Source organism: Nocardia sp. NBC_00416, from assembly GCF_036032445.1.
Classification (GTDB): domain Bacteria; phylum Actinomycetota; class Actinomycetes; order Mycobacteriales; family Mycobacteriaceae; genus Nocardia.
In genome coordinates this window covers 516,794-535,189 of the sequence record NZ_CP107932.1, presented here as the reverse complement: position 1 = coordinate 535,189, position 18,396 = coordinate 516,794, and the positions used below count along the sequence as shown (strand labels likewise).

Below are 18,396 nucleotides of genomic sequence, written 5' to 3'. Positions count from 1 at the left end.
AGTATGGTCCGCGCTCACCAGCATGCGGCGGGAGCGGAAATAAGGGGCCCCAGCAGCGGGTCGCACGTCGCCGAAGCACTCGGCCGGTCCTGCAGTGAATTGAGTACCAAGATCCACCTCACTGTCGACGGACGCGGCCTGCCGATCCGGATCGTGCTCACGCCTGACCGAGCGGTGACAATCCGCAGGTGTTGCTGCTGCTCACCGGCATCAGTGTCGCCCGGTTCGGGCTGGGCAGTCCACTAGGCCGCGTTTCATAAGTCGTGGCCGGATAACCACAGGTTGATTGCGGCGACGCGGACCGTGGCCAGGTAGCGGACAGCGAGTTTGTCATAGCGGGTGGCGACTGCGCGGTGCTGTTTGAGGCGGCTGATCGTGCATTCCACGGCGTGGCGCAGTTTGTAGAGGTTCGGGTCGAACGCTGGCGGCCGGCCGCCAGCGTTTCCTTTGGCCACGCGATGCGCTGCCTGGTCCGCCTTGATCGGGATGGTTGCCTTGATCCCGCGTTGCCGCAGGTAAGCACGGTTGGCCGCCGAGGAATAGGCTTTGTCGGCCAGGACCCGATCCGGTCGCGACCGGGTGCCACCGACCCCGAGTCGCGGCACCCGTATTTCGCCGAGCACCGTCGTGAACTGCGGGCAATCGGCCCACTGACCAGGTGTGATCACCAGAGCCAACGGCCGCTGGCCCTGGTCGGCGGCCAGATGCAGCTTCGTGGTGAACCCACCCCGCGACCGTCCCAGACCGTGGTCAGCGGGTTCGTCGTCGAAACCACCCGCCGGTTCGACCTGACCGTCGAAGTCGCGGCGGGCACCCGCCGCATGCTGGTGCGCACGGGCGATCGTGGAGTCCACGCTCACCGTCCACTCGATCTCGCCGCCCGCGTCGGCGTGGGCTTGCAGCGCGGTCAGTATCGATTCCCACGTGCCGTCACGCTGCCAGCGGCGGAACAACCCGTACACCGTCTGCCACGGCCCATACGTTGTCGGAATATCACGCCACGGGCTGCCGGTCCGGATCCGCCACCGGATCCCGTCGATCAACCGGCGTTTCGACCACCGCGGTGGCCGACCCGGCTTCATACCAGCAGGTAGTAGCGGTTTCAGTTTCGCCCACTGAGCATCAGTCAGATCCGCACGGCACGTTGCCGTTACGCTGTTCACGAGGTCTCCGGTTGGTTTCCGGTTGTGCTTGGTCGTTCAACCAACTACCGGAGACCTCGCCACATCACCAACTTCTCAACCCGGACAACGGGTTCCATCCCACACCATCGGGCTTATGAAACGCGGCCTAATAGGGCTGGACATGGTGATCGCGAACAAGGCGTATTCAGTCACACGACCCGCCGAGCGCTGAGGCGGCGGCGCATACCGTTCATAGTCCCGAACGCAGCGATCAGGTCGCCGGGCGGAAAGGGCGGCGTTCCGACGGAAACCGACCGCCTGTTCGATCTCAAGCTCTACAAACAGCACAGCGTCGTCGAACGGTGTTTCAACCGACTCAAACAGGTCGGGATACGAACGACGCCGCAACACCACTGCCGGGGGGCCGGCCGTCGTCGGTTCGGCCCCACGTGGTGAGAACCGCCAGTTTCGTGGTCTGGCGACTCGCTACACCAAGCGTGCTGCCTCCTTCCAGGCTGAACTCACCATCGCAGCGATCGTGTTATGGCTGCGATGACCTACAGGAAAGGATCCAGTGACCCGGCGATGCCACACCGCTGATACCGATGCGCCAGCGCTACCTATCGGTTGACGATCATGTCAGCTGTATCAGGCTGGTTCAGTTGGTGAAAGGAGCGTGATGGAACGCACTCGGACTCTGGAAGGTTGTTCCGACCGGCAGCTGCGACTTGAACGATGCACCACCAGGCTGCCCATCGAAATCGATAGGACCGGCTCCAATTCGAGTCTCCGCAGGCCACTGCTGACGGCCAGATGGAGGCAAGCATCGACAGCAGTGGCAGAACCATGCAGTTCGTTCTTCGTATCGAGCTCCAGACGCGACCACCGCCTCAGATGTCCGACAACCAGCGCAGACAGCGACACGAAATCTGCTCATCCAGGTCGCAAAAAGGCAGGGGTGAAGGCGAATAGGAGCCGACCCGGGTCAACGTGCGCGTCACCACGATCACACCATAAATATCCAGCGACAGTTGCGGAAACATGTCCGAGATCATCTCAATGCGGCAGTCAGATAGGCCTTCAGCGCGCGCTTGAGTTCTGGTACGAGAGGGGACCTTCGTGGGTCATCAGCCGCCGCGATCACGGGCATCACGCCGCGAGAGATCTGCATAGCCATCACCGTCGCAACAGCGACGTCAGCATCCGGGTTGCGGTCGGCGAAGGAGGCCAAGAGGCCGTGCACTCGTCGAAACAGCTCCTCCTGCAGTGGCGCAACGGCTTCGCGGAGGCCCTTCGGTTCGTCCGCTCGCATGAGCAGCGCCAGGAACCCCGGGTTGTCGACGTTGAAACCGACTATTCGATCGATCGAGTGATCGACGACCGCGTCGAAGTCCTGCTCGGCGTCGCCAGTGAGTTCGAAAGCCTCCGACTGCATCACAGCGAGCCGCTCGACATAACGCTCGGCGAGTCCCCGAGCGATTGCCTCTTTGTCGCGAAAGTACTGGTAGAGCGATCCAGGCGAGATCCCAGCCCGCTTGGCGATGAGATTCGTGGTCGCCCGTTCGAAGCCAGTCTCCGCGAACACGACCGCAGCGGTTGCGAGGACCTCATCCGCACGGCGCAGACCTCGCGCCTGCCTCCGAACCGACCCGGAACCTCCATCGGTGGGCGTCGTGCTCATCTAAAGTCCTCCAGGTTGCATATGCGAGCAGGTATTCGTATCATCCTATTTGCGAGCATGTGCTCGCAAATAGCTTTGGGAGTTTCTCATGCTTCGGTCACTGTGCCATCAATCGCCCACGTCATCACTCGAAGTAATCCAGGGTCCAGTCGACGCAGCCGAGGAGCGGGTGCATGCCCGGCCGCAACGAGAGAAATCCCGGGCCGCGAGCAGGACTCGCCTACGGCGCATGAGGATCACGCTTCACCACTCCCGAGCACACGAACCGGCCAGTTCCAGCAGTCGGACCGACCACTTCTCGCCGCCGAACCAACGAAACTCCGAGAAGTGGGAACCGATGAGGCCAAAGGAGACGGCGACATACTCTTGATATTTCAGTCGCAGCCGCAGGCGCCGGACTGCACATAGCGCATTCGAGCAGCCCGGTTCGGTATCGAGACACTTATTCACGGGCGGTTCATCGCCAGCGGACTACGTCCCGGACTCACATCGGTTCAGAGATACCCAGAAAAGGCGATCGTACAGTGACATCGCATCGCATTGTCATAATGATATTCGAAGGCGTCGAATTGCTCGACATCGCGGGGCCCACCCAAGCCTTCGTTACAGCAAATCGACTCCTCGAGCGCGAAGCGCAGGGGTACGAAGTGCTGCTGGCTGGAGCTCAACAGGGCACCGTCCGGTGCGCCGGGGGCGTGCCGCTGGTCGCTGAGACATCCTGGGACCAGGTAGGGCGGACTGCCGACACCATCATTGTGCCTGGCGGAGTTTCATTGAACAGCCATGGGGCCGCGGCGCTTACCTGCCCAGCCCTTATCGACTGGTTGTCGACCGCGGCGCCAACGTTGCCCCGAACTGCCGCGGTCTGCACGGGTGCCCATATCTTGGCTGCCGCCGGCCTTCTCGATGGACGCCGAGCCGTAACCCACTGGGCCACGGCCTCACAGCTGGCAACCGAGTACCCCGATGTTTCAGTCGATTCAGACCATATTTTCATACAGGACGGTCATATCTGGACCTCAGCAGGGGGAGCAACGGGGATTGACCTCGCCCTCGCCCTGATTACGGCTGACAAATCTCCAGAATTCTCTCGTCTCGTTGCACGCTCACTCGTAATGTACCTACAAAGGCCAGGTGAGCATGCGCAGCAAAGTGACTTCTTGACTCGATCGACTGCCATCGACACCCGAATAAGGCGCCTGCTGAACTGGATTGATGCCAACCTCACGCGAGAGCTCAGCATTTCGACTCTGGCAGACGAGATCGATCTCAGTCCTCGCCATTTCGCACGAGTATTCCGAAAACAGGTCGGTGTGACGCCCGGGCAGTATGTGGAAGTGGCCCGTGTACGCGAAGCCGCACGCAGACTCCAGCACACGAACTCTGATGTACGCGCTATCGCTCGTGCAGCCGGCTTCGGCTCTGTCGAGACTCTGCATCGCATATTCAGGCAACACTATGGCCTCACCCCAGCGAACTTCAGAAGGCGATCTTCCGAACCCGAGATTACAAGGACCGCGGCAAACTTCGGCTACCCGAATCACCAGGGCGAGGCAGCGATGTCCCCTTCACCACCCCACCCAACCGCTGGGTATCATCTTGACACAGCATTTGAAACGGCCTGGGCACAGTGAAGGCGAGAGTTCAGTTCATCCTCTACCGATTGCAGCACCTCACAGTCCGTGATCCGCCGCGAAAACACGTCGGCACAGAACGCGACGTGGCCGCGGAGCCGGGCTCGGTGGTTCTGGCGGCGTGCCGGCCATCGAGTCGCATGCTTGCAGAGTTGATTCCCTTCTGGTGGCGAGATGCAATCGTCCACCCAAATGTGGGAAGTGCACACGCGTTAGCTGCACCCGCTTTGCGTACAATCTTTTAGTGTCTGTTCGATTCTGCGACTCGACAATCATGCACAGAGCCAGCATCGCTGTTCCGGTCTTCGACGAGGTCGTGAATTCCCCGGCATCCAGCCCTTTGGTGGCTCCGCAAAGCTTCTGGCGAGTGGCAAGGCGATAGTGGAGGTTCGGTGTGAGCGGCGCACGTGTGTTGGTGATAGAGGATACAGAGACCATCAGAGTCGCTCTGAGCACTGCATTGACCGGCCTCGGGTTCGAGGTGCACGTCCAGGAGAATGGCTACGAGCTGGAGTATGAGCTGGATACTTTTCGGCCGGACGTCGTCATCCTGGACGTAATGCTCCCTGGTCGTGATGGATTCGCACTGCTGCAAGTGGTTCGGGAGATGTGCACCGCCGGCGTCTTGTTGCTGACGGCCCGCGAGAGCGTTGGCGATCGTCTACGCGGTCTTGACACGGGCGCGGATGACTATGTTACCAAACCGTTTGTGCTCGCTGAAGTTATCGCTCGGGTGAACGCCATACTGCGGAGGATCGGTCGCACAGACGATCTTGTCCACGTCGGTGATCTCGTCGTGAACTCGATGGCAGGTACTGCGACGAGGAACGGATGCCTTATCAGCCTGACGGCGACCGAGTTCAAGTTGCTGACGTACTTGACCGAGAATCATGACCGGGTAGTTCACAAGAAACAAATTCTTGCAGCCGTTTGGGGTTACGAGGATTACAACACGAATTTGGTGGATGTCTTCATAAGTATGCTTCGGCGAAAGTTGGAATCCCAGGGCCCGAGGCTCATCCACACTGTTCACGGACGAGGCTTCATCCTGCAGGACCGAGCCGATTTCACGCAAAATACCGATGTCGACACGGTGGCGAATTGCTGAGATCGATCCATCGTTCGGAAGTCGTGGCGGTGTAGTGTGTCCCTGCGGAGTGTTGGGCTGATCCGCCTCCCCGTCGATGCGGTCCTATGGGATGTAGCCCGCGCGCCCAGGGTCTGCTTCGATGCCGGTGATGACGTCGTCCTGTACTGCGATCGTAGCCCAGTAGTCTTTGTGGCAGCTCGGGCACTCAACATAGGCTTCGCCTCGATAGGTCCCATCGACCGGTCGAGACGTCGGAAAGCGCAAGCCTTTCTCGCCCCATTCCAGGCGTTCTCCCAGGGTTTACCTGCGAAGGTCGAGCAATCCGAATCTGAACTCGGCCTCCGACTCGACCGTGCGTGAGCAGCGGGGGCACGTGAGTTCTGCCCAGAGCAGGTTGAAGCTGGCCATCAGGCGACTCTGCGGTTTCCGTTGCGGTGGCGCGAGTTCAGTCGGTGTGAACTCGGCGGTAGGTCCGAGGCACGCGCCCCTGTGAAACGGAGGCGCCGACACGGTCCAGTGATCCCGCTCAACATCGCTGCGGATACCTCTTCCACCTGCCGACCAGATTTCGTAGGCGTCATCGAGTCACCGCGACCTCTGCTCTGCGGTTCTGGCCACGGACCGCAGTCAGTCTTGTCGGGGCACGACTGCCGAATCCCGCCTTCTGATCCGAACGACCCATAGCTTGTGCGTCTCCTCGACCTGAGAATGGAGAGGTTGTCGACAGCCGATTTGACGCTTGTGCCAACTCAAGGGCTCTTCCGGCCGGGGTCGACTCTTCGGGGTTGCGATGCCCCGAACCAGTCGGCAAGCGCCTCGGTCAGCTCTTGAGTGCTGGAATCTTCGGTTGCCCAGGCGACATAGCCGTCAGGGCGGATCAGTGTGGCGGCGGGAGCAGTGATCTCGCCGAGGCCGGGCACGGTCCAGCGGACGCAATCGCTTTGGGCGGCAACAATATCGACCTGCTGATGCCAGGGTTGTGAAGTGGTAGCGGCCGGATGGTCCGCGCCGAGGCTCAGCAAAACGGCGCGACCGGTGCGTAGTAGTGAGTGAACGCTGGTGCTGTGGTCGTTGATGGTGAGATCGATGTCGGGGATGCGACGCCCCGCCAAAGGGTGAGTGCATGTCATGTCGTATCGGATGTCGAGCCCGGTGACCATCAGCGCCAGACGTTGCCGCACGGCATCTATGCCGATCAGGTCGAGCATTACGTCACGCAGGGCATCGGTGTGCGGTCCTGATCGTGCGAGGGCGGTCTGGGCGCGTGTGTTGTGCAGAACGCGAGCGGCGATCGGGTGCCGTTCGGTGGTGTAGGTGTCGAGAAGATCTTCAGACGCCTGGCCATGAAGAGCCGCGGCGAGTTTCCAGCCGAGATTGAACGCGTCTTGAACACCCAGGTTCAGTCCTTGACCACCGGCGGGGTAGTGGATGTGCGCGGCATCGCCGGCCAAGAATACGCGGCCCTGCCTATAGGTGTCGGCGTGACGGGCAGTGTCGCCGAAGTGAGACACCCATGCAGGGCTGTGCATTCCGTAGTCAGTGCCGGCTACCTCTGTGAAATGGGCTCGAAATTCATCGAACATCAGATCGGAGCTGCGGTCCAGGACGCGGTCATAGCGTTGCACGATCAGCCGGTACCAGCCGGGCTGATACTGCATGACCGAGAAGTTCCCTGGTCCCCGGCGACAGCTGAACACTACGTCGGCGGGTGGATCGCGAAGCTCTACGTCGGCCAGCATGCCGCTCATGGTGGCGCCGGTGCCCGGGAAACCGATTGCGGCCTGCTTACGAACCGTACTGCGCCCGCCGTCACAGCCGACGAGATATTCGGCGCGGACGACGCGGCGACCGCTCGGTCCGGTGACCTCTACGTGGACGCCGGTGTCGTCTTGATGTAAGCCGTCGATTCGCGACGCCCACTGTACGTGTGTTCCCAGTTCGGCGGCGTGTAGTTCAAATGCCTTCTCGATCTCGGTTTGTACAACTGCGAGCGTGTAGGGGTAGCGGGTGTCGAGATCACTGAAATCCATGCGTAGGCCACTGAAGTGGCCGGCCTGCATCGGTCGGCCGCGTGCCATCAGACGGTCGAGCATGCCGCGCTGATCCAGGATTTCCATGGTTCGGGCGTGAATGCCACCTGCTCGTGACTCACCGGTACGGGCGGGGAGCCCATCGAAGAGGGCGACGTCGACGCCGGCCAGCCGCAGTTCACAGGCCAGCATCAATCCGGTCGGTCCGGCGCCGGCAATGACCACATCAGTGCTCTCCACTATCATCTCCTTTGAGTCGTGTGGTCGACCTCGTATCGCGTCGAGAAATCCGCGCATGTCCGGTACAGAATCTATTGCGTCGACCGACCCAGAACCGAAGCCCGAGCTGAATCTCCCGGAGCGCACGCAACCAATGCGGCTCACTGTGTATTTTGGCACCGATGTCCGGCAACACGAAAAATGGCCGCCGAGCCCCGTGCTTTTCAGTGAGCGCTGCGGAGAGCATTTATGGGTCGCGGGGTGTTGCCCGCCTAACCCCTACTGCACCTTCGTCATCAGCGATTTCGAATTCTGTAGCCCCCGTGTAGCAGGCATCACCAACCCCACGCCGGCCATCGGCAGCCGACGTGATGCCCGTTTTTCGCTGGCGCCTGTACAGAATGATGTTGCCTATTGCCGCCTCGGCTGCGTTGCCGAATTTTCTACGTAGGTATTCTCGGTCCTCCCAGGCAAGGCCGGTATCAGCCCAGCCGTACAGCTCGCTGGCGCGAGCATGGCTCGATCGCCCTTCTCGCCGAAGGCCTTCCGGATCCTGATTCAGATCGGGACACATGGCAATCAACTCTCTTCCTGCCTGGTCTGTGGACATACGGGACGGGTGTACGAGCGGACCATGATCCTCACACGCCTGGATGATCAGCGGGTTCGGGACCAGTGTCCGATTGAAGTATTGCCGCGGTCTGGGTAATCGTCTTGTGCTGGTATGCGGCGTCATAGGTGCTCTCTCGTATCGCCGCCATTACATCGGCAACCAACTCTTGGCTATTCGTTGTGTTCGCTATGGTCCCGGGGGCGATAAACAGGTCGACGAGTCGGCCCAGGCCATCCGCTTCGGCGATCACTCGGCCACTGGGCGAAGGCCGCCTGGAACGGATTCCGTCGATCCGCTCGATCATGTCATCAAGGGCATAGGCCAGATTTCTTGCTTCTTCAAGGGCAGCAGCGGTGTCAGGATGCAATTCGGGCGCCATCAGACCAGCCGTTCAATCGCATTGCCCACTGCACAGATAGGACATGCACCAGCGTCACTGGACGTGACAATCTCTCGGGATGGCATGGCATAAACTTTTTGTTGGTAGGTGTTTTGGTTCATCGGCAACTCCTTGACTTACTGAAGTGATCTCAATTCGATTCGAGGCGCCGGCCATGGAATCACTCGGAAGATCCGTGGCTCGGCTCCGCGAGCTCGGCACCATCGATCGGATGCACCACGGCGGACGTGTGCGACGAGATCTGCGACGCCCCGGCATCGGCAGGACCGGCTCCCGTCGGATGGTAGAAGGCGGTGAAATCACCGTATTTCGTACTGTCCGGATTCGCGGGATCTAAAGGAACCATTTGGCCGTCGTCGAGAAAATGCACCAGGTTGCCGTTGTTGATCAGCAGGGCACTGTGGTTCTCCCACTGGATGACGTCACCTGTTCTCAATTCGGCGAAGTCATCACGCGACACCGGCGTCCAGGGGTGTTCAGGGGTCGACTCACCGATTGTGCCGCCATAGGCATCGGAGGCGCTCAGTGCGGGGTTGGACTGCTGAAGCATCAACGCGTCGGCGATCGTCCGGGATACATGGACTGTCGAGTTGTCCGGTAGGCGGTGTTCGACCATTTCCGGCCCGGCCGGGCTCGGTGGTGGCGGACTAGTCGCGGCCGCGCTGACACCGGGAGGTGTTGTCTCCGCGTTAGGTTCGGGTCGCGGATTCGGCGGCGGGTCCTGCGGCGCGGGATGGTCGACGGGACGATCCCGAGAGGAATCCTCATCACTGCCGCTTCGGCCGGAATCCCCTGCTTGCACCATCTGCCCCATGACGGCCATCGCCATCATGGGCATCATCAGCGCTGACAAACCTCCATCGCCGCCCGAAGCGCCGACTGATGGAATTGCGGCGGGGATGGCGGGGGCGGCGGCTACAGGCGTTGCGCCTGTAGTGTTTGCTCCGTCCAGCCCCACAAGACCCTCGATCGTCGGCACCTCGAGTTCGGAGGCGAGATCCGTTTCCTCGAACAGGCCGCTTTGGAGCGCTGACGCCTCCAGCTCTCCATCGCCATTTTGTCCACCACCCTGCGCGGTGCCACTCCCCTCCTCAACAGACTCTTCGTCGCCGGCCCCCTCTTCGTCGCCGGCCCCCTCTTCGTCGCCGGCCCCCTCTTCATCGCCGGCCCCCTCTTCATCGCCGGCCCCCTCTTCATCGCCGGCCCCCTCTTCATCGCCGGCCCCCTCTTCATCGCCGGCCCCCTCTTCATCGCCGACTTCCTCCTCCGGAGGGTCGACTTCCTCTTCCGGAGTGCCGGGACCCTCCGGAGTGCCGGGCTTCGCCTCGTTAGGTTCCGGATCCGCGGGCGGATCCAGCCAGACCTCGGGATGGGCCCCGTCGTACTCCGCTTGCAAGTCCTCGTACATACCCAGATGTTCGGTGGATTCACCCGACCTGCCAACGTAATCGGAAACCGCCTGCACGCAGTCCCAGACGATGTCTCTGATTATTCGATACAGAGGAGCTTCCTCGAGAACATTCTGGATTCCAAGCGCCTCATAGGCGCTCGCCCATTCCCGGGAGGCCCATGCCCCGTCGGATTGTTTCAGCCCGAGGGTCGTGGCCTCGATCACTTCGTTCCCGAGTTGCACACGGTGGTACATGCTTCGATATGTATCTGCGCGATCGGCCGTGAGCGCTTCCATAGTTCGTTCGAACTCGGCGTCTCTGTAACCCCACTCGTCGGCAAGCCATGACACTCGGTCACCTGCCTCGGTAAAGGCCTCCGCAGTGGCGCCTTCGGCCGGGCGGTCGCCGAGTATCTCGTACATCAGATCGCCGTTTTCATTCTCGTTCAGATTATCGTCGAAAGGGTTGTGGTCTTGGGAAAGTAGCGGGTCGAGACTTTCGGGATTCGACGTTCCCATCTGCTTGCTCAGCCAGCTCAATTGGTGGTTCGCGAGGTTTAAATACTTGAGGAGCTCCTTCGAAAGATCACCATCAGGAATTTCCAGAGACAGCAGATCTTCGTCTTTCCCGAGGATATCACCGACCTCGATAGAATCACTTCGATCTTCCGCCGATGGAATCGCATCCCCGGCCCTGGGTCCGATATCTTCGTTATACCAAATAACGTGCTCAGACGTTGAATTTAGAGCAGCCCCTTCATCGGAACTCAATTCATCGTTTACCGCGACTATCTGGCCATCGTCGGTCAGATAGAAGCGCTCAGGAGAAAGGTCGTTATGGTCGACCCACTGCCCCTCCAGGTTCTCAGCAGCCCCTCCTTCTTCGCCGGTATCCGGCGACGCCTGCCACAGTTCCCCCGCCGCAGGCTCGGGGACGCCGTTGACACTATCTCCGCTGGACACGCGGTGCAGTTCGAGCGTATTCTGGCCGCGCCCACCGCCGCCGTCATCTTCGAACCTGATCTCGTCCGCTTCGACCTCGTCGTCCCCGACCTCGAAAACGGATTCTTCGGTGTTGGTGTCCTCAACGACCATTTGGCCGTCTCGAAGCCCGAGACGGAAATTACCATTGCTCGAATAAAGCCAATCACCTTCATGAAGTTTGTCGCCGGGCTCGAGGTAATTGGGTCCGTCCGGCGTCTCATCGTCAGCGGCCACAGTGAAACTCCCTTGAAATTACGCCAGGCAACGAAAGTCCGCCCATGAGGAGGACCAGCCCGATCGGCTCACCTAGATATCGAATCGATCATCGTGGTGCGATGCTCACACCAGCCATCAAAGATGATCGTACGATCGGCCTGAACGGCCGTGCAATCACTTTGTTCTGAAGAAACCCTGAAACATTCGGAGCCGTCGCTACGCGGGACACCTACTCAATCATGAGGAAATTCTGAAAGAGGCGTGATAATTCCGCTCCCCAAACATGAACGCGCGTGCAAACGATTACTCTTCACCTTGACAGGAATTGAGTTCGACAGCGCTATCGGGGGTAGCAGTGACACGCAGCAGGCCCCGGCCGGCCGGGTCAACGTTGTTATCGGGGAACAGGAAGGAGCACCGCCCTGCGCAGTTGAACCACGGCCCTCGAACACATCTCGTACTCGGCCGCCTACCGAGTGCGTCACGGGTTGCTCCGGAGCCGGCGAGCGCGGGCCACCGAGCGACCGGATATCCCGCAGGCTCTAACGCCCATTCGAGCTTTGCCCCCAACGATTCGCCGCCGCCGTTCCCGAAGCTACTGGATCCGGAGAGAGATACAGTTGCTAGCTGCGTGCTGTCGACTATCCCTCTGCGGCGGAAGTGGTTTCGGTTCGACAGGACGCCGGCCAAGTTGCCGTGTGCGGTGCGGGTCGAGGCAGAGGGTGCGCTCCCATCGGGCGCAGCCCGTCGAAGATCGTCGCGAGGTAGCGCCGCCACAGTTCCGAGTCCATCGCACGCAGGGGCTCGGCCGCATGGCTTGCACCAGCACTCAGGAGCAAGACGTCAATTCCCGCGATGTCCTCGCGTATGCCGCCCACGCGACGAGCTCGCGCGACGAGCTCGTCGGCTACGTGCGCCAATGCGGCCTGGGCAGCGGCGGCGTCGGGATCGGGATGGTGCAGGAATGCGCATCCCGAGATCTGCGCAAACGCCCGGTTGGTCACATGCATCTCTGCGATAGAAGTCATGAACTCCAACAGTGCCGCTGTCGGATCCTCGGCCGCGAGGAGGGTTTCGCCGACGCCACTGAGCGCCTGGTACAGGTGCGCAGCGATCGCGCCGAGCAATTGCTCCTTGGTGGCGAAGTGACGAAACACCGTGCCCTTGCCGATCCCGGCACGCCGGGCGATCTCCGCGACAGTCACCTCTGGACCGAGCTCCGCGAACGCCTGCGCGGCCGCTCCGAGGAGAAGTTGTCGATTGCGTGCGGCATCGGCTCGCAGCTGGCGGGGCACAGGGAAGGACACGTGACCAGCATAGAGCAAACATGACCATACAGTCCGTTTAAGTGATAACCTCAAGATGACCATTTGGTCCGGTTAGGAGGTTCTTTGATGCTGATGACTACGGTGCTCGCCGAGGACTACGGCCCACCCCATACCTTGCAGGTGATAGAGGCACCCGTTCCGCAACCCGGGCCGGGCCAGATCCAGGTGCGGATCGCGGCCGCGTCGGTCAACCCTGGGGAGCTACGCCTGCTCGCCGGAGAAGTGCGTGACCTCGTACCGATGACGTTCCCGTTCATTCCCGGACTCGACTTCGCGGGAACGGTGACCGAAACCGGGGCGGGCGTGGAACGGTTCGCCATCGGCGAGGAGGTGTTCGGGTGGGCGGCGCCGCGCGGGTTCCCGTGGGCAGCCGACTTGGCCGTGCCACCGTCGTTCTCAACAGGAACGATGGCCGAGTACGCGGTTTTCGAGGCCGATTCTCCCGCGTTGGCGCATCGACCAGACGGTCTATCGGTCGAGGAAGCTGCTGCCATGCCGACAACAGGACTGACCGCGTGGGAGATCGCCCGCCAGGCCCGTCTACGCACGGGGCAGACCGCCCTGGTCATCGGCGCGACGGGCGGCGTCGGAACGATTCTCGTGCCACTACTGGCGAGCACCGGCGCCCGTGTTCTTGCCACCGCGAGCGCCGCCGACCGCGAACATATGCTTCGGCTGGGCGCCGATGAGACCATCGACCACACCCGCGTGAACACGATCACCCAGGCGCTGCGCCTCGCCCCGCACGGTGTCGATGTGCTCATAGATCTGATACTGCCGTCGGCCTACCTCCCGGACACGGCCGGCGCAGCAGCCCCGGGCGGACGGATCGTCACAGTCAGCGGACGCTACGCCGAGGCCGTGCCAGGCCGGGAAGACCTTGCCGTAACGGCCGCAACGACCCGCACCGAGCCCGGTGATCTCGAAGAACTGGCCCGTCGAGTGCTGTCTGCCCAGGTACCGATCACGATCTGCCGTCAGTACACCCTTGACAATGCCCCACAGGCATACAGCGACCTGAGCGGCAAACACACGCTCGGCAAGCTGGTGATCACAGTCTGAGCCGCCCGCATCTTCGTGGCGAACGGGACAGACGTCGTGGTGCTCATCGTGGTCGCGGTCTGTCCGGCCCCTTCCGGCCCTCGCCACGTCCTATCGACCTCTGCTTCCAGCGGGCCGCATTCACGCGGAGCGAGTCACCTGGCTTGCTCTGCGGACTCGGCGTTGCCCGCTGCCGTTGGGGCCAGGACTTCCGAATGTCCGGTTACGACACAGATTCGTCGTTGCGCAGACCGCTCTCATTGGCAGACCATTTCAGTAAGGAGGCACGCTGAATCTTGGCCATACGAATCAATTCGCGAAAGCGTGGCCGGCACCGGATGGTCCGCGCCATCGCTATCGCGCCTATAGAAGTGTGTGGGAGTTGTGAATACCCTTATATCTCATGTCGGGTCGCCTGGTTGTGGCGGCCTTGATTCACCTGAGTCATGCGTATCGAGGATTCACTCCGCATGCCGACCATCGCACGGGGCGACTGCGTCACCGCCGGGCGAGGTATACGAAAGGAAGTCCCCGGGCTCCGACACAGCGCACAGGACGACAGGGAGCGAGCCCAGATATTCCGATGATTCAGGGCGGCGAATCGCAGAACTTGTCGCGGATGCCGCGCATGAGCTGCGCACTCCGATCGCCGGAATCCGGGCAATAGTGGAAGCGATCCTTGTCTCACCATCGAGCCCCGGCGGTGCGCAACTCAACCATCTCCACCAGCTGGTGCTGAAGGACACTCGCCGCGCGGCGCAGTTGATAGAGGACCTCCTCGACATGGCCCGGCTGGATTCCGGCCAATTCGAACTGCGCTGGACCGGGTTCGAATTGCTACCTCTGGTTGAGGAACTGGTAGATCGATCTCGACTACTCAATCCCAACATAGAGTTCCGGATAGTTTCTGACACTCCGTGCACAGTCGTGGGAGATCCAACCCGAATCGCACAAATCCTGACGAACCTGATAGATAACGCCAGTCGCGTCTCACCGACAGATGACAACATCATCCTGGATATCAGACGAGAGTCCGACAGGCTCTCAATTGCAGTCACAGACAAAGGCCCGGGGGTTCCGGTCGAGGATCGCGATCGAATATTCGATCGAGGAGTGCAGTTGACAGGCGAGGCATCGCGCTCACCAGGAACGTCAGGATTGGGCTTGACGATAGCGCGCAGAATCGCACGGGCGCACGGTGGCGACCTGATATGCACGGTACCTGCTTCTGGTGTCGGAGCTGAATTCCTACTTTCATTGCCACTCGGACGAACATGAATGACGTGTCTCGCATACCGGACCTAGATCGTTCCCGTACATCGAGGGGCAACACGACGGTTCCGAAGCTGGTGGCCAGTTCGGTCCGCGCGCCTCCGGCCTCGGTCCAGAATCTGCAGACAAGGCCGGGAATGAGGAACAATGGAATTCGTTTTTCGCCATGGTAGTCAGGAGTACAAGCTATGAGCGGCGACAACAACACAACCAATCCGTGGCCCGCAATCGCAGAAAGTGCCCGCGAAGGCGTGCTCAAGTTCGAGGATGGCGTAGCCTTGCGCGCCGCCAATCGAGCCGCCGACGCGATCGGCGGAGTGCGGGCGATTCGTGCAGTCGCAGAGACCATGGACAACATGTCTCGCCTGAGTGATCAGGACTCGGGAGAGGCTTTGGCGCTGCAGTTCAGCGGTAGAGCGGTTGAGTTGGCCAGGATCCTGGACAAGCATATCGATATCTTGGAGGATTTGGTTGAAACATTCGTTGCCGCGGGAAAGATGTATGCCGCCGCTGAAGCCGAAAACGAAGCGGCATTCGATGATATAGCTGTGCCCAGCGACCCAACGGAAATTTCCGGCCCTCCTCCGGTTTATACACATATCCCCGGGTGGGTTCTGTTCCCCGGGGATGCTGTTCCGGCCGGTGTATTATATTCGTGGGAATCGTTCGGGTTTGAGCCGAATCCGCACGGCGTAGAGGAAATGACAGAACGACTGCAGGAATTCGAAGAATTTGTTCCTTCGACCATCATGGTAGAACATCACGCCGACGCCATGACCTACGAAGATCTATACCGCTTCGGCCGAAGCATCCTATCGCAAACGGCCGCAAACTGGTCCGGACAATGGTGGTGGTTGGCCGACCAAATCGAAGACGTATTCTCTTCTTTGCTGAACCAGATCAATTCGATCACCGAGGATAAATGGGAAGGAACCGGTAAGGAGAGGGCGGTGACCGCGGTACGAGAGTATGCGACCAGCGTTCCAATGTTGGCAAGAAATGTTCGACTCGTTGGCGACAACCTCTCGTACACGTCGAGTTGGCTGTACGCTACGCAGGCCAGCATGCCGAAGGAATACAATAATCCAGCCGGAGCAGACCTAGACCCGGATGGTATTTATGGTTCAGGCCGCATCATCCCAGGCGAGATGGTGAATGACCCTACTCCGGCATACCGCCAGAATATGAAGGATACATATCTCAGGCATCTCCCGGTGTCCGCTGAATCAATACCGACATTGCCATATCCCGAGGCTTCGTTCAGTGGTGACAACAACGGCTCGGTTGCAGAAGAGGACCGCCACGGTGCTGCCGATGGTGGCAGCACCGGAGCCGTCGGCATGCCCGGAGCGGGCCAGATCATGATGCCAGCAGACCTGAGCGGCGCGAGCCGAGATTATGCAGCGCAGTCATCGGCCGCGCAGCAGGCGATAGGCGCGTCAACGGGGTTGCCCGCGGGACAGGTTGCGGACGCGGGCGGGGCTGCGGGTACGCAGGCTGAACCTACCGCACAGGCCGGCCAACAGGCAGCGCAGCAGATGCTCCAACAGGCGGGGCAATTGGCCCAACAGATGGGGCAAGAAGCAGCGAATGCGGCGCGGCAGGCCGGGCAGCAGGCGCTGCCGGCCGGATTGCCGCCGGGGGCACTCAGCGGACCGAACGCGTCAAGGTCCGCCGGGATCGGTAGTTCCACGGCGGGTGGAGCCGCCCGCGGCGCAGGCGTCGGTTCCAGTCCGGCCCGAAGCCCGAGTGAGGCATCGAAGCTGTTTCCGCGGGCGAACGCGAATACCGTCTCGGGGGCGGCTCCGGGGCGTGCGGGTTTCGCCTCGTCCGGATTCCCTTCATCCGGTATGGCGCCGGCGGGGACGCCGGGGTCCCCGGGCGCCGCCGCTGGACGTGGTACTGGACAGGATAAAGGTGGCGACTACAAACGGCCCGCGTTCCTGGACTCTGTCGAAAATCTCGATGAAGGGCTGGGCGCGGAGCCCAGGGCGGCCAGACCCGTTGTGGAGCAATGAGACATACCTGGGCCTTTTCCGACCTGGAGTTCGTGGTCCTGTGGAATCAGCTGCGGGAGGACTTCTTACCGCGACCATTCGTCTTCACTAGTCGAACACCGCTGTACGGCGACTACCTCCGCGAACGGCGGGAGGCCCTGGAGCGTTTGCACGACACGATGGATCCTGCCTTCGAAGGCGTACTGGAGAGGGTTGCCCGGCCCGATATTCGGTTGATAGCACGCGGTCTGGACAGAAGGGCGCCGGGCAGCCCTGAGGGAAGCATCCGTTTGCTGGCAGTCCGTCACGGGGACTACGGTTACTTATTGAAACAGCTGCCGGGTGAGACCATCGATCACAGCGGCGGGTTCACTGTTACGGAATGCGATCCGCTGAAGTTGGCCGATGCCATCGCGGCCGAGCTGCCAGAGGATAGATCGGGTCGACGATCCCATTTAGCGCTGCACCCTCCAATAGCTGTGGAGGCGGGTGTAGATCACTCGTTCGGACGGCTGTCGCTGTGGGATTCAGGCGACGACCCCGCCGAAAGTGCGGTGCAATTTCTGCAGTCAGCGGTGGCCAGATTCGGCGTGATCGAAATTGGACAAGGCACTTCGAGGTTCGGGCCGCGCGGCAGGGTGATCCGACGGCTCGGATGGCGAGACCTGGTCGATGACGGCCGTTATGTGATCACTGATGAGAATCCACCGATCGCGACCGGGGTCGACTCGGAACGGCTGACAGCAAAGATCAATGCCGAGATCACGGAGGTTGTCCGCGCCATCAGGGACGAGCGACGGTAGCTGCGTGAGATCGCCGTGGGTCCCGTGGGGTGCAACGATAGGCGCCATAGACCTGGGTGCCGACAGGCGGATCTGGAGCGGTATCGTTTCCCACAGACTCATCCGAGGAGTCACGTGATGTCTTGCGGAGCCGCCTATCACACCCGAGCGGTGCGACTTCGGCACGCCACACGCTCAACATCTGAGCCGAATACGCCTTTGCCACAGCGGAGGTCAACCGGAATGACCAGGCAAGCCCAGCCGTCGGACGTCTACCCGGTTACCAATTCGTAGGCTTTCGTCCGATTGTACCAATCCCGCGACACTGGGGTTGACAGTGAGCTGGGATCGGCGCTGTCCCCACCTGTTCTGCCTGCCAGTACGCCGTATCGGCGGAACTGCGCCGCCGAGATCCAGCCAGGATTGCGACTGGTGGAGAACTGATACTCCACCAACGGTTTCGTCTTCTACGGCAAGGACTCCGATCTCGTGGGGCCGATCGTGGGCACGCCGAGGCGGCGATGCTCATACCGCATCTGCTGTAATCATCGCTGCTCCATATCAACACGCTGCTGCCGCAAACCAGGCCAGAAGA

Annotated in this window: 13 protein-coding genes; 6 read left to right on the top strand and 7 right to left on the bottom strand. The window is 61.2% G+C overall.

Annotated features, from left to right (window positions below; genetic code table 11):
• Nucleotides 1–254: 254 nt before the first annotated feature.
• From OG804_RS02475 to OG804_RS02465, 3 genes are all read right to left on the bottom strand, one after another.
• Nucleotides 255–1,163 carry an IS5 family transposase gene (locus OG804_RS02475; RefSeq protein WP_328391131.1) on the bottom strand — a complete coding sequence of 303 codons (909 nt, stop codon included), beginning with the start codon at nt 1,161–1,163 and terminating at the stop codon, nt 255–257.
• An 851-nt stretch (nt 1,164–2,014) separates the two neighbouring features.
• Nucleotides 2,015–2,167 (bottom strand): hypothetical protein, encoded by a 153-nt coding sequence (locus OG804_RS02470; RefSeq protein ID WP_328393406.1) that lies wholly within the window; start codon nt 2,165–2,167, stop codon nt 2,015–2,017.
• A gap of 8 nt (nt 2,168–2,175) precedes the next feature.
• Nucleotides 2,176–2,805 (bottom strand): TetR/AcrR family transcriptional regulator, encoded by a 630-nt coding sequence (locus OG804_RS02465; protein WP_328393404.1) that lies wholly within the window; start codon nt 2,803–2,805, stop codon nt 2,176–2,178.
• 524 nt (nt 2,806–3,329) lie between these two features.
• On the opposite strand from OG804_RS02465, the gene OG804_RS02460 reads away from it, so the two are divergent.
• Both OG804_RS02460 and OG804_RS02455 read left to right on the top strand, forming a co-directional pair.
• A complete protein-coding gene (locus OG804_RS02460; RefSeq protein WP_328393402.1) occupies nt 3,330–4,439 on the top strand; it encodes a GlxA family transcriptional regulator in 1,110 nt (369 codons plus the stop codon).
• Nucleotides 4,440–4,833: 394 nt separating this feature from the next.
• Complete coding sequence (locus OG804_RS02455) at nt 4,834–5,547, top strand: response regulator transcription factor (RefSeq protein WP_328393400.1); 714 nt, start codon at nt 4,834–4,836, stop codon at nt 5,545–5,547.
• Between the two features lie 731 nt (nt 5,548–6,278).
• Here OG804_RS02455 and OG804_RS02450 read toward each other — a convergent pair.
• The 4 genes from OG804_RS02450 to OG804_RS02435 all read right to left on the bottom strand — a co-directional run bounded on the left by OG804_RS02450 (nt 6,279) and on the right by OG804_RS02435 (nt 12,688).
• Nucleotides 6,279–7,799, bottom strand: coding sequence for an FAD-dependent monooxygenase (locus OG804_RS02450; protein ID WP_328393398.1), 1,521 nt, complete (start codon nt 7,797–7,799; stop codon nt 6,279–6,281).
• Nucleotides 7,800–8,419: 620 nt separating this feature from the next.
• Nucleotides 8,420–8,770 (bottom strand): hypothetical protein, encoded by a 351-nt coding sequence (locus OG804_RS02445; RefSeq protein ID WP_328393396.1) that lies wholly within the window; start codon nt 8,768–8,770, stop codon nt 8,420–8,422.
• Between the two features lie 181 nt (nt 8,771–8,951).
• Nucleotides 8,952–11,399 carry a hypothetical protein gene (locus tag OG804_RS02440; protein WP_328393394.1) on the bottom strand — a complete coding sequence of 816 codons (2,448 nt, stop codon included), beginning with the start codon at nt 11,397–11,399 and terminating at the stop codon, nt 8,952–8,954.
• 623 nt (nt 11,400–12,022) lie between these two features.
• Complete coding sequence (locus OG804_RS02435) at nt 12,023–12,688, bottom strand: TetR/AcrR family transcriptional regulator (RefSeq protein WP_328393392.1); 666 nt, start codon at nt 12,686–12,688, stop codon at nt 12,023–12,025.
• Nucleotides 12,689–12,775: 87 nt separating this feature from the next.
• On the opposite strand from OG804_RS02435, the gene OG804_RS02430 reads away from it, so the two are divergent.
• From OG804_RS02430 to OG804_RS02420, 4 genes are all read left to right on the top strand, one after another.
• Nucleotides 12,776–13,771 (top strand): NADP-dependent oxidoreductase, encoded by a 996-nt coding sequence (locus tag OG804_RS02430; RefSeq protein WP_328393390.1) that lies wholly within the window; start codon nt 12,776–12,778, stop codon nt 13,769–13,771.
• Nucleotides 13,772–14,125: 354 nt separating this feature from the next.
• A complete protein-coding gene (locus OG804_RS32240; RefSeq protein WP_442941725.1) occupies nt 14,126–15,028 on the top strand; it encodes a sensor histidine kinase in 903 nt (300 codons plus the stop codon).
• Nucleotides 15,029–15,210: 182 nt separating this feature from the next.
• On the top strand, nt 15,211–17,040 hold the full coding sequence (locus OG804_RS02425) for a hypothetical protein (protein WP_328393388.1): 1,830 nt from the start codon (nt 15,211–15,213) through the stop codon (nt 17,038–17,040).
• A complete protein-coding gene (locus OG804_RS02420; RefSeq protein ID WP_328393386.1) occupies nt 17,037–17,822 on the top strand; it encodes an ESX secretion-associated protein EspG in 786 nt (261 codons plus the stop codon). Before OG804_RS02425 ends, OG804_RS02420 begins: the two co-directional genes overlap by 4 nt.
• Nucleotides 17,823–18,396 lie beyond the last annotated feature (574 nt).